The organism is Vibrio sp. T3Y01, from assembly GCF_013114525.1.
GTDB lineage: Bacteria > Pseudomonadota > Gammaproteobacteria > Enterobacterales > Vibrionaceae > Vibrio > Vibrio chagasii_B.
Map to the genome: position 1 here is coordinate 15814 of NZ_VTXJ01000018.1, position 12363 is coordinate 28176.

At 44.9% G+C, this 12363-nt stretch carries 11 protein-coding genes; 4 read left to right on the plus strand and 7 right to left on the minus strand.

Annotation, left to right across the window (positions count from 1 at the left end):
* The first annotated feature begins 184 nt into the window (after positions 1-184).
* From F0232_RS17795 to F0232_RS17805, 3 genes are all read left to right on the plus strand, one after another.
* Positions 185-1417: a pyridoxal phosphate-dependent aminotransferase gene (locus F0232_RS17795; protein ID WP_004739935.1), complete on the plus strand. Its 1233-nt coding sequence runs from the start codon at positions 185-187 to the stop codon at positions 1415-1417.
* Positions 1418-1587: 170 nt separating this feature from the next.
* On the plus strand, positions 1588-2172 hold the full coding sequence (gene yfbR / locus F0232_RS17800) for a 5'-deoxynucleotidase (RefSeq protein ID WP_004739934.1): 585 nt from the start codon (positions 1588-1590) through the stop codon (positions 2170-2172).
* A gap of 55 nt (positions 2173-2227) precedes the next feature.
* A complete protein-coding gene (locus tag F0232_RS17805) occupies positions 2228-3571 on the plus strand; it encodes an anti-phage deoxyguanosine triphosphatase (protein WP_105059185.1) in 1344 nt (447 codons plus the stop codon).
* A 50-nt stretch (positions 3572-3621) separates the two neighbouring features.
* Here F0232_RS17805 and F0232_RS17810 read toward each other — a convergent pair whose 3' ends face one another.
* Positions 3622-4221 carry a tRNA-uridine aminocarboxypropyltransferase gene (locus F0232_RS17810; protein ID WP_061033657.1) on the minus strand — a complete coding sequence of 200 codons (600 nt, stop codon included), beginning with the start codon at positions 4219-4221 and terminating at the stop codon, positions 3622-3624.
* 9 nt (positions 4222-4230) lie between these two features.
* Between F0232_RS17810 and rrtA the strand changes: the two genes are divergently transcribed.
* Positions 4231-4773 carry a rhombosortase gene (gene rrtA / locus F0232_RS17815; protein WP_061033658.1) on the plus strand — a complete coding sequence of 181 codons (543 nt, stop codon included), beginning with the start codon at positions 4231-4233 and terminating at the stop codon, positions 4771-4773.
* Here rrtA and F0232_RS17820 read toward each other — a convergent pair.
* The 6 genes from F0232_RS17820 to clpP form a co-directional block, all read right to left on the minus strand.
* On the minus strand, positions 4770-5069 hold the full coding sequence (locus F0232_RS17820) for a helix-hairpin-helix domain-containing protein (RefSeq protein ID WP_061033659.1): 300 nt from the start codon (positions 5067-5069) through the stop codon (positions 4770-4772). The two genes, rrtA and F0232_RS17820, sit on opposite strands and share 4 nt — an antisense overlap.
* 178 nt (positions 5070-5247) lie before the next feature.
* Positions 5248-7113 (minus strand): peptidylprolyl isomerase, encoded by a 1866-nt coding sequence (ppiD, locus tag F0232_RS17825; RefSeq protein ID WP_061033660.1) that lies wholly within the window; start codon positions 7111-7113, stop codon positions 5248-5250.
* A gap of 220 nt (positions 7114-7333) precedes the next feature.
* The gene (locus F0232_RS17830; RefSeq protein ID WP_012604504.1) at positions 7334-7627 is read right to left on the minus strand and encodes an HU family DNA-binding protein; all 294 of its coding nucleotides are present in this window, start codon (positions 7625-7627) and stop codon (positions 7334-7336) included.
* A gap of 169 nt (positions 7628-7796) precedes the next feature.
* Positions 7797-10148 carry an endopeptidase La gene (gene lon / locus F0232_RS17835; RefSeq protein ID WP_061033661.1) on the minus strand — a complete coding sequence of 784 codons (2352 nt, stop codon included), beginning with the start codon at positions 10146-10148 and terminating at the stop codon, positions 7797-7799.
* A gap of 132 nt (positions 10149-10280) precedes the next feature.
* The gene (clpX, locus tag F0232_RS17840; RefSeq protein WP_105059184.1) at positions 10281-11561 is read right to left on the minus strand and encodes an ATP-dependent protease ATP-binding subunit ClpX; all 1281 of its coding nucleotides are present in this window, start codon (positions 11559-11561) and stop codon (positions 10281-10283) included.
* A gap of 82 nt (positions 11562-11643) precedes the next feature.
* Complete coding sequence (clpP, locus tag F0232_RS17845) at positions 11644-12270, minus strand: ATP-dependent Clp endopeptidase proteolytic subunit ClpP (RefSeq protein ID WP_004736080.1); 627 nt, start codon at positions 12268-12270, stop codon at positions 11644-11646.
* Between the last annotated feature and the right edge of the window lie 93 nt (positions 12271-12363).

The window sequence follows — 12363 nt, forward strand, 5'->3', positions numbered from 1 at the left end:
TAAGCGAGCCCCTCTATCATTTTAGACAATAACCATAAAAGCGATGAATTAAAACTTAGAAAAGGGTGACAACAAAAAGACCAAACGTGACACTGAAATGCGACATTCATCAGATTTTTATTCTATCAAACGCCATTTTGCGGTACTTTAATAAAGTATTTAAATTAATTTCAGGAAATCGGCAATGCAAAATATCGGGATGTCGTCAAAACTCAACAGCGTATGCTACGAAATCAGGGGGCCGGTACTCAAACATGCTAAGCGCATGGAAGAAGAAGGGCATAAAATACTAAAGCTTAATATTGGTAACCCCGCCCCATTTGGTTTTGACGCCCCTGATGAAATCCTTGTTGACGTAATCCGTAACCTGCCGACATCTCAAGGTTACTGTGACTCAAAAGGTATCTATTCAGCCCGTAAAGCGGTTGTTCAACACTACCAGAAAAAAGGTCTACGCAATCTTGACGTAGAAGACGTTTACATTGGTAACGGTGCTTCAGAGCTTATCGTTATGTCTATGCAAGCGCTACTGGATAATGGTGATGAAATCTTAGTTCCCGCTCCAGATTACCCTCTATGGACAGCGTCTGTTGCACTTTCTGGTGGTACTCCGGTTCACTACATGTGTGATGAAGATGCAGACTGGTACCCAGATCTGGATGATATGCGCGCAAAGATCTCACCGAAGACTCGCGGCATCGTTCTTATCAACCCGAACAACCCTACAGGTGCGGTTTACAGCCGTGATTTCCTACTGCAAGTTGTCGAGATTGCACGTGAACACGGTCTAATCATCTTCGCTGATGAGATTTACGACAAAGTCCTTTACGACGGTGCTGTACATACCTCTGTTGCAACGTTGGCCGAAGACGTACTGATGGTAACGTTCAACGGCCTATCTAAAGCTTACCGTGTTTGTGGTTTCCGTGGTGGTTGGATGTTCTTGACCGGTCCTAAACACTTAGCCAAAGGTTATGTTGAAGGTTTAGAAATGCTTGCATCTATGCGTTTGTGTGCCAACGTACCAATGCAGCACGCTATCCAAACGGCATTGGGTGGCTATCAGAGTATCAATGAACTGATTCTGCCAGGCGGCCGCCTGCTTGAGCAACGTGACCGAGCATGGGAACTGATTAACAAGATCCCTGGCGTGTCTTGTGTGAAGCCAAAAGGCGCGATGTACCTGTTCCCGAAGATCGACACCGAGATGTACAACATTAAAGACGATCAGAAGTTCGTACTCGATTTCCTTAAGCAAGAAAAAGTACTGTTAGTACAAGGTACTGGCTTCAACTGGCCTAAGCCTGACCACTTCCGTATTGTGACTTTGCCACATATTGAAGACCTTGAAGTGGCAATTGGTCGCCTAGAGCGCTTCTTGCAGACTTACAATCAAGACGACCTCATCGAAGGTTAATGAGCACAAGAAAGATGGCTACAATTTGCTGTTTTAAAAGACTTTAACTTGTATTCATTCACTTCTATGCTTAAAAGGCTCCAGTTTAGGAGCCTTTTTTGTATCCGCTGTCTCGTGCAGTTTGTGGCAAACAAAAAGTACGAGTGGAGCACTCTCTAGATAGGACATTTATGAAACAGAGCCATTTCTTCGCCCATCTCGCACGCATGAAGCTTATCCAACGCTGGCCTCTGATGCGCTCCGTCTCAAGCGAGAACATTTCAGAACACAGCCTACAGGTCGCTTTCGTCGCCCATGCCTTGGCGCTTATCAAAAACAAAAAGTTTGATGGCAAACTCAACCCAGAACACATTGCCCTAATCGGGATGTACCATGACACCAGTGAAGTACTGACTGGGGATCTGCCTACACCCGTCAAATACTACAACCCAGATATCGCTCAAGAGTATAAGAAGATAGAAGCAGCTGCAGAGCAAAGGCTACTTTCGATGCTGCCAGAAGAGTTTCAAGATGATTTCGCCCCCTTCTTAATCTCCGGCACTGCCAGTAAAGAAGAGCAGAACATCGTAAAACAAGCCGATACTATCTGTGCGTATCTAAAATGTTTAGAAGAGCTCAGCGCTGGCAACCATGAGTATGAACAAGCCAAACGTCGGCTAGAAGAGACTCTCGAACAGCGCAAAAGTCCTGAAATGGACTACTTTCTCACCACCTTTGCTCCAAGCTTTGAATTATCACTAGACGAGATAAGCTAGCTGGGTATAAGTTGCTTGTAATTAGTTAAATAAAATCAATTTGATAGGTGATATTTTGAATTCTCAACTCGAACCTTCTTTTGTACTCGAACAAGAGTGGCAACATCGAAATGACGATGAACACAAAATAAGACGTGATGATCACCGCAGCCCTTATCAGCGAGACCGAGCACGCGTGCTTCACTCTGCCGCTTTTCGTCGACTACAAGCAAAAACTCAAGTGCACGGCACCACGGTTAATGACTTTCACCGTACGCGCTTAACCCACTCGCTAGAAGCAGCGCAGCTTGGCACAGGTATCGTTGCTCAACTGAAGAAAAAGCAACCTGAGTTTCGAGACCTTCTGCCTTCAGATAGCCTAATTGATTCTTTATGTTTGGCTCACGATATCGGCCACCCGCCATACGGGCATGGCGGTGAAGTTGCACTCAACTATATGATGTGCGAACACGGCGGCTTTGAAGGCAATGCGCAAACCTTTCGCATTGTCACCCAGCTAGAACCTTACACAGAGCACCACGGGATGAACCTGTCTCGACGTACCCTGTTAGGGCTAATCAAGTACCCTTCACTACTCAGTGAAGTGAAGGCAAAAGAACAACCAGAACCCGTTAAGCACCAGCGACAACTTCGTGCCAAAGACTGGATGCCAGCGAAAGGTATCTACGATCATGACGAAGAGTTATTCAACTGGGTACTTGAACCACTCTCAGCGAACGACCAACAGCTTCTCAAACAGAAAAGAAAGTCGCACACAGAGCCACTAGAACATAACAAGACTAAGTATAAGTCACTCGACTGTTCCATCATGGAGCTTGCCGACGACATCGCTTATGGCGTGCATGATCTGGAAGATGCGATTGTGCTTGGTTCAGTGACTAAAGCGCAGTGGGTTGAATCGGCTTATCCGCAGTTAAAAGAGATGGCGGACCCGTGGATCTGTGAACACCTAGATTCGATCACAGAGATGTTGTTTTCTGGCGAGCAGTACCGCAGAAAAGATGCCATTGGTGGGATTGTTAACGCGCTGCTGACGAGTATCTCGATTAAGCCTGTTGATGAAAGTTTTGAGAACGCACTGCTTGCCTACAATGCCGTATTGGAGCCAAGCATGGATGCTACCCTCGACAAGCTGAAACACTTCGTCAGCGAATTCGTGATTCAAGTGCCGCAGGTTCAAGTTATTGAGTACAAAGGCCAGCAGATCATCATGGATATGTTTGAAGCCTTCAGCGCCGATCCTGAACGCCTGTTGCCACTGCCCATCAAGAAGCAATGGCTACAACATCAAGATGCATCCAGAAAGATGCGCGTGATCGCCGATTACATCTCATCAATGACCGATGACCTGGCTCAGAAGATGCACCAACAGTTGTTTTCAGCACATACAGAGTTCTAGACTTACTCGCAGTACTTAGACTCAGCGAACTTAGACAAGTATTAATGAGATTACGCTAAGTAGTTTTTCTCAAATACGCCCGGCGGCATTTGATTGATTTGAAACTGAATCATTTGGTCAAATGCCGTTAGCAGCGGACTGAAATCTCGGCCATCTTCTAACAAGCTCAGTAAATGGTACCCAGCTTCTACAGTCGACAAGCTATTTTCACTTGGCGCTTTACGGATTCGGTAATTACCCTTGAGATCTTTTGGTAAGTGGACCGTGTTCAACGCATGCAAGTTACTCGACACTTGCCACATCTTGAATGCTTTCTTCCACGTCCCATCCAATAAAATCACACGTAGCTTTTTATTAGGCCGTGTTACAGATTCAACTGGCGCAGAGTGTTCACTCGGGTACAAAATCACGTGCTGATATTGCGTATCAGCCAGCATGGCATTCAGTTGCTCATTATCTGAAAAATCTTCACCGACGATCGTCACACTATTTTTTAAAGATAACGAGAGGATACGCGCGGTTCCCATCGGACGATGCTCTTCTGATGGGTGCTGAAGAATGATAAGCTCAACGTTCGACTCTAGTGGTGTAACCCACTGACAAATACAAGCTTTCAACGCCTTGCTGCATTGGGGGCAATAACGAGACATGGATGTAATGTGTACCCTGTTTTAATTTTCACTTCACTTTTATGCGTCATATTCCAACTAGAGCCAGTGCAGGCTTGGGTCGTTTGGGATAAAAGTGCGATTGTCGATGGACAATGGTGGCGGATCCTAACAGGAAACTTTTCACATACCAACTACTCACATCTGCTAATGAATCTAGCAGGCTTGTGGATCATCAGTTATCTGTTTCAACCCACACGAAAACAACTTATCTCTGCGTTAGCTATGATCAGTTTAATCACTGGATTGGCTTTGTTGCTTTCAAGCATTCAGATTTATGTAGGCTTATCGGGAACACTGCATGGATTGTTTGGCTTATTCGCGCTCAGAGAGGCTTTAAACGGCAGGAAATCTAGTTGGCTGTTGGTATCAGGATTAGTCGCTAAAATCGCTTGGGAGCAATTTGTAGGCCCTTCCAGCACGACTGGTGAGCTAATTAACGCGAGAGTGGCTATTGAAGCCCACCTAGCAGGTGCACTGGCAGGCGGCTTCCTAGCTATCATTTCATTGGTAATGAGCAAAAAAACAAACTAAAGCTGTATTCTTTCGCGATTCTTCTCAACCGTTGCTTCACCAATCCCTTTGACACTCACCAAATCGTCAGCGGTAGCAAATGCACCGTTCTCAGTTCTATAGTCGACAATGTCTTTGGCTTTCTTATCGCCCACACCAACCAATAGCGCTGATAGCTCTTCTGCGGTCGCGGTATTAATGTTTACTGTAACCTCAATGCCATCATAAAGCTCAGCCTTAGTTGGGCTGTCTGCGAGTGCTGTAGGGCTTAAAAACATCAGAAGTGAAAGAAGTAGTGTTGAATATAGAGTGCGCATAATCCATTCCTTTGTGAAAAAAGGTAATTTATGCGTTTGTAGCAAGAGATAACATGAGCGCCAGATAAAAATAAAGCGGGCCACCTAAGTGACCCGCTTTGTTATACATCTTATTTTCATCAGCTTGCTTGTTGGCTCACAAATATGATTTGTGGCTACCTAGCAAGACAATTGATGATTACTGACCTTGACCTACTACGTAGTATTCAACGTCTGCGTTTTTGCGTAGTACGTTTAATACGTTAGTCAGATCTTGCTGGTTACCAACACGCTCCAACTGAGCACCAATTTGAGTGCTGTATGCAGGGTTAATTTCAGCCGTTACTTTAGACAGCTCTACAACAACGATGTTGCCGTTTTGGTCTTTAGACTGGCCGAATACCACTTTGCCTTCTTCTGGCTTCGCTAGAGCGAACACAGAAGCAGCTAGTGGAGAGTTACGGTCAATGGTCTCAAGCTCTGTGAACTCAAGGTTGTTGTCCGCTAGCACAGCTTCGTTACCAGCTTTAAGGTCGTTAACTAGAGAAACACCTAGCTCAACAGCTTGCTCTTCCGCCTTTACAGCAGATAGTGCCGCCACAACTTGGTCTTTCACTTCTTCAAGAGGAAGAACTGTCTCATCACGAGTCTCTTCAACACGTACAACAATGACGTGCTCAGGAGCCACTTCGATAACTTCGGAGTTAAGGCCATCTTCTTTCACTTCAGGGCTCAAAATAGCTTGCATAACTGCAGGCGTCATCAGAACTTCTGGAGCATCAGCTTGAGAGATGAAATCAGTTGTTGTGATCTTAGCATTGATAGCTTCTGCAGAATCGTCTAGCGAGTCTGGGAATTCAAACGCTACTTTTTCTAGCTCAGTTTGCATTTCGTAGAACTGGTCTACTGCGTGTTGGTCTAGAAGTTCTTGCTTAATCTCTGCCGCTACTTCTGCGTATGGCTGAGATTCAGGCGCTTTTAGTTCGTCTAGCTTGATGATGTGGTAACCGAAGTCAGACTTAACTAGGCCAGTTGTATCACCAACATTCTGAAGAGCGAAAGCTGCGTCTTCGAAAGCTGGGTCCATCACATCACGTTCGATCCAACCTAAGTCACCGCCAACATCTGCACTGCCGAAGTCGTCAGATTTCTCTTCTGCTAACGTAGCAAAGTCAGCGCCTGCATTTAGCTCGTCTAGGATTGACTGAGCTTTTGCTTCGTCGTCGCCTTCAACAAGAATGTGGCTCACTTTACGTTGCTCTGCCGTTGAGTACTTGTCTAAGTGTTCTTGGTAGTATTTTTGTGCTTCTTCGTCGCTCACTTCTAGCTGTGACTTAAGTGCTTCAGCAGAAAGTTCAATGTAAGACACTTTAGCTTGCTCTGGACGAGTGTACGCTAGAGGGTTTTCAGTGTAGTACTGTTCGATCTGCTCATCAGTTAGCTCAACGTCTTTAGCAAGGTCAGCAACAGAAAGAGTCACTGTGCGAATGTCACGAGTTTGAGCGATTAGCTTGCTTTGTGTGTCGATTTCGCCTTGAAGAACAAATTCACTGCCTTGAAGTGCTGTCACAAGCTGGTTGCGCATTAGGTCACGACGCATGTATTCAGCGAAGCTTTCTGCGCTGAAACCTGCACGGCGTAGTGCTGCTTGGTAAACTTCTTGGTCGAATTGACCCGCAGTTTGGAACTGAGGCATTTCTAGAATCATTGTACGGATTTGAGAATCGCTGATTCGTAGGCCTAGAGACTCTGCTTGCTGCTCAAGTAGAACGTCGTTGATCATGCGATCAAGTACTGATTTACGGAAAGACTCTACGTACGCAGGGTCTGCAAGCATTTGAGCGAAGTAATCGCCAAGTTGAGATTGCATGCGATTACGTTCGTTTTGGTAAGCTTGTTCGAACTCACCACGACCGATTTCTGTATTGCCAACTTTAGCTGCTGCGTTGTTACCGCCACCGGTGATGTAGCTGCCTACACCTGCGAATACGAATGACAGGATAATCAACCCAAGGATAATTTTTACCGCGATGCTATTCACGCCTTCGCGTAATCGATCCATCATAATTTAAGTGCTCTCCGGATATGAAGCATTGGCTTCAAAATAAAAATCTATTCACGCGATATTATCAGAAAAAGAAATGCGCATCAGTAGGATGCGCATAATTTAAATTAGTTCAATGTGCTTTGCACATATACTGTTTAAGAATGAAACATCAATTTTCAAACAGTAAACGCATTTTACTGCCTTCCCCTCTTTAAAATCGAGGTTTCAGCAGTAGAAATTAGTTACATGCGTCTTTAAGTGCTTTACCCGCTTTGAAGCCAGGTACTTTAGCTTCTGCGATTTGGATCTCTTCACCAGTTTTTGGGTTACGACCTGTACGAGCAGCACGAGTACGAACACTGAAAGTACCAAAGCCAACAAGTGCAACTTGGTCACCTGATTGTAGCGTTGTGCCAACTGCTTCGATGAAAGCGTCTAGAGCGCGACCAGCTGAAGCTTTAGAGATGTCTGCGTTTTCTGCGATTGATTCTACTAGTTGTGTTTTATTCACTGTTTTTCCCCTATGTGTCATCTGTGACTACTTCTCGATGACTGTACGTTCCATTTTGGTTTTAATTTAGCCGCAACCCTTATTGCAAAAGGGCTGCCGCTTTGATCAATAACTTAGCGTCCAAAAAAAACGCTGACAAGCCTTTTCGGGCCTATCAGCGTAATTCTTTACTTATTTTTGCTATGCATCACTATTTTTTCACGTCAAACTCGACCCCTGACGGATCTCGTTCTAGCGCTACTTTCAGTACTTCGTCAATCCACTGAACTGGGATCACCTTCAAGTCAGCGATTACGTTGTCTGGAATCTCTTCCAAATCACGCTCATTGTCTTTCGGAATCAGTACCGTTTTGATGCCGCCGCGGTGTGCTGCAAGCAGTTTCTCTTTCAAGCCACCGATAGGTAAAACTTCACCACGAAGGGTAATTTCACCTGTCATACCGACCTCAGCTTTCACAGGATTACCCGTTAAGCTAGAAACAAGCGCAGTACACATTGCGATACCCGCACTTGGACCATCTTTCGGTGTCGCACCTTCTGGTACGTGAACGTGAATGTCGCGTTTCTCATAGAAATCTGAGTTAATACCCAGTTTTTCTGCACGAGAACGAACTACCGTCATCGCAGCTTGGATAGACTCTTTCATCACATCGCCAAGAGAACCGGTTTGCGTTAGCTTACCTTTACCCGGCATTGCTTCGGTTTCGATAGTCAGCAAGTCACCACCAACTTGAGTCCACGCCAGGCCTGTTACTTGACCAATACGGTTGCTCTCATCCGCTTTACCGAAGTCGTGACGTTGAACGCCTAAGTACTCTTTCAGGTTATCCATGTTAACCGTTACAGACTTGAGGTCGCTGTCTAGTAGGATGTTCTTCACTGCTTTACGGCAGATCTTAGAGATTTCACGCTCTAGGCTACGTACACCCGCTTCACGCGTGTAGTAACGAATAATGCCGATGATTGCAGAGTCTTCAATCTCAATTTCGTGAGGTTTTAGACCGTTGCGCTTAACTTGCTTATCTAGCAGGTGGCTCTTAGCAATATTCAGCTTTTCATCTTCTGTGTAACCAGACAGACGAATCACTTCCATACGGTCCAGTAGCGGGCCAGGAATGTCCATCGAGTTAGAAGTCGCAACGAACATAACGTCTGACAGATCGTAATCTACTTCTAGGTAGTGATCGTTAAACGCGTTGTTTTGTTCTGGATCCAGTACTTCAAGAAGTGCTGAAGATGGGTCGCCACGCATATCAGAAGACATCTTATCGATCTCATCCAATAGGAAGAGTGGGTTCTTAACACCAACTTTAGACATCTTCTGGATTAATTTACCCGGAAGAGAACCAATGTAGGTACGACGGTGACCACGAATCTCAGCCTCATCACGAACGCCACCTAGTGCCATACGCGTGTACTTACGACCTGTAGCAGCCGCGATAGAGCGACCTAATGACGTTTTACCCACACCAGGAGGACCAACAAGACAAAGGATTGGACCTTTCAGCTTATTGATACGGTTCTGTACCGCCAAGTACTCAAGAATACGTTCTTTAACACGCTCTAAGCCGTAGTGATCTTCGTTTAAGATCTCTTCCGCTTTCGCTAGATTCTTCTTAACTTTTGAGCGCTTAGCCCAAGGAACGCCAACCATCCAATCGATGTAGCTACGTACTACTGTTGCTTCAGCAGACATAGGCGACATCATTTTCAGTTTTTGCAGTTCTTGCTCGGTTTTTTCACGAGCTTCTTGAGGCATTTTTGACTCTTCGATCTTCTTCTTCAGAGTCTCGAATTCATCAGGAGCGTCGTCCATCTCGCCAAGTTCTTTCTGAATCGCTTTCATTTGCTCATTCAGGTAGTACTCACGCTGAGATTTTTCCATCTGCTTCTTAACACGGCCACGGATGCGTTTTTCAACCTGCAGGATATCAATTTCTGATTCCATTTGGCCCATCAGGAACTCTAGACGCTCAGTCACATCTAGAATTTCTAGTACGTGCTGTTTGTCTACAAGTTTAAGTGGCATGTGTGCTGCGATGGTATCTGCAAGACGAGCTGCTTCATCAATCCCATTCAGAGAGGTTAGAACCTCTGGTGGAATCTTTTTGTTTAGCTTAATAAAGCCTTCGAATTGATTGATCGCGCTGCGAACAACCACTTCTTGTTCTTTTTCGTCAAGTTCTGAGGTAACAACGTATTCGGCATCCGCTAGGAAAAATTCACTCTCTTTGAACTCGTGAATTTTTGCACGTTGCTGACCTTCAACAAGTACTTTAACCGTACCATCAGGGAGCTTAAGTAACTGAAGAATGGTAGCGACGGTACCTACTTTAAATAGGTCGTCAATTGAAGGCTCATCAGTGTCCGCTTCTTTCTGCGCAACAAGTAGTACTTGTTTGTTAGCTTCCATTGCCGACTCTAGGCAAGTAATCGATTTTTCACGACCAACAAACAATGGAATAACCATGTGTGGGTAAACCACTACATCACGTAGAGGTAGCACGGGGATTTCGATACGCTCGGAACGTTCCAAGTTCATATATTTCTCTCTTCCGCTTTAACTTATAAAGCAGTATATGGGGCTTAAACGACTGGATTCAATGGAAGAATAAAAAAAAGGAGGTAATTGCTTACCTCCTTTTTCAATTTGAGCGACTTGTCTAAAAAAGACCTACTCTGCAACAGCTGCTTGATTGTCTGAGTTGCTGTAAATCAACAGTGGTTCTGACTCACCATTGATTACCGACTCATCAATCACAACCTTGCTTACATCAGTTGAAGATGGCAGTTCGTACATCGTTTCTAGTAGAACACCCTCCAAGATAGAACGTAGACCACGAGCACCCGTTTTACGGCTCATCGCTTTCTTAGCAATAGCACGTAACGCGTCTTCGCGGAACTCTAGCTCTGTATCCTCTAGCTCAAATAATGCTGCGTACTGTTTAGTCAGTGCATTCTTCGGCTCACAAAGGATTTGGATTAGCGCTTCTTCATCAAGCTCTGTCAGTGTTGTTGTAACAGGTAGACGACCAATGAATTCTGGAATTAGACCGTACTTCACTAGATCTTCAGGTTCTACTTGAGTGAACAGTTCACCAATAGTTTTGGTTTCGTCTTTTGAACGCACTTCAGCGCCAAAACCGATACCTGAACCTGTTTCTACACGCTGTTCAATCACTTTATCTAGGCCGGCAAATGCACCACCACAGATAAATAGGATCTTAGACGTGTCCACTTGCAAGAACTCTTGCTGTGGATGCTTACGACCACCTTGTGGTGGAACAGAAGCAACTGTACCTTCAACAAGTTTTAGTAGAGCTTGCTGTACACCTTCACCAGACACGTCACGCGTGATTGATGGGTTTTCAGCTTTACGAGAAATCTTATCGATTTCATCGATGTAAACAATACCGCGTTCCGCTTTCGCTACGTCGTAATCACATTTCTGAAGCAACTTCTGGATGATGTTTTCAACATCTTCACCCACGTAACCCGCTTCGGTTAGTGTAGTTGCGTCTGCCATTGTGAAAGGAACGTCTAGGAAACGAGCCAGTGTTTCAGCCAGTAGCGTTTTACCACTACCGGTAGGACCGATAAGAAGAATATTACTCTTACCTAGTTCTACGCCTTCAGCTGTCGTATCACCATTACGTAAACGCTTGTAGTGGTTATATACTGCAACTGCTAGCACTTTTTTCGCGTATTCTTGACCGATTACATAGTCATCAAGGTGCTCACGAATCTCACGCGGCGTTGGCAGCGCTTCAGACTCTTTCTTAGGAAGAACATCTTTGATTTCTTCACGAATAATGTCGTTACAAAGATCGACACATTCATCACAAATGTAAACAGAAGGACCTGCGATTAACTTGCGAACTTCGTGCTGGCTTTTGCCACAGAAAGAGCAGTAAAGCAGTTTACCGCTACCACCCTCTTTGCTTTTATCTGTCATTCGCTAACCTCTTAGCCTTTACTCTCTATGGTTTGAGTGTATATCAATTTGCATCACTTTGCGTCAAACAATTGCCCTGCAATTATTGACCGCGGTGATTAAGAACTGAATCCACTAAACCGTATTCTACTGCTTGATCAGCAGACATGAAATTGTCACGATCTGTATCACGCTCAACAACTTCTAGGGGCTGGCCTGTGTGCTCTGCCAATAGTTTGTTTAGCTTTTGTTTGATCGTTAGGATCTCTTGCGCGTGAATCTGAATATCAGACGCTTGGCCTTGGAAGCCGCCAAGTGGCTGGTGAATCATTACACGTGAGTTTGGAAGCACGTGACGCTTACCTGGAGTACCACCCGCTAGTAAGAATGCACCCATAGAGCAAGCTTGACCCATACATACTGTGCTCACGTTTGGCTTGATGAACTGCATTGTGTCGTAGATAGACATGCCTGCTGTTACGCTACCGCCAGGTGAGTTGATGTAAAGGTAGATATCTTTGTCTGGGTTTTCAGATTCCAAGAAAAGCAGTTGAGCCACGACAAGATTTGCCATGTGGTCTTCCACTTGACCTGTTAAGAAAATGATTCGTTCTTTTAATAGACGAGAATAAATATCGTAAGAACGTTCACCACGGGAAGTCTGTTCAACCACCATAGGAACTAGTGCGTCCATAATCGATGGCATTGTATTTTTTTCTTGGTAGCTCATATTCTTATGTCCCTAAAATAAATGGCCCGAATGATAAAATCATACGGACCATTGTTAGCAGAATTGTCGACCGTACGTCAACCTTCTACGTCA

Excerpts from the sequence above, each read along its gene's own strand:
- F0232_RS17795 (WP_004739935.1), top strand. The coding sequence starts at position 185 with ATGCAAAATATCGGGATGTCGTCAAAACTCAACAGCGTATGCTACGAA.
- yfbR (WP_004739934.1), top strand. The coding sequence starts at position 1,588 with ATGAAACAGAGCCATTTCTTCGCCCATCTCGCACGCATGAAGCTTATC.
- F0232_RS17810 (WP_061033657.1), bottom strand. The coding sequence starts at position 4,221 with ATGTCTCGTTATTGCCCCCAATGCAGCAAGGCGTTGAAAGCTTGTATT.
- F0232_RS17820 (WP_061033659.1), bottom strand. The coding sequence starts at position 5,069 with ATGCGCACTCTATATTCAACACTACTTCTTTCACTTCTGATGTTTTTA.
- ppiD (WP_061033660.1), bottom strand. The coding sequence starts at position 7,113 with ATGATGGATCGATTACGCGAAGGCGTGAATAGCATCGCGGTAAAAATT.
- F0232_RS17830 (WP_012604504.1), bottom strand. The coding sequence starts at position 7,627 with ATGACACATAGGGGAAAAACAGTGAATAAAACACAACTAGTAGAATCA.
- lon (WP_061033661.1), bottom strand. The coding sequence starts at position 10,148 with ATGAACTTGGAACGTTCCGAGCGTATCGAAATCCCCGTGCTACCTCTA.
- clpX (WP_105059184.1), bottom strand. The coding sequence starts at position 11,561 with ATGACAGATAAAAGCAAAGAGGGTGGTAGCGGTAAACTGCTTTACTGC.
- clpP (WP_004736080.1), bottom strand. The coding sequence starts at position 12,270 with ATGAGCTACCAAGAAAAAAATACAATGCCATCGATTATGGACGCACTA.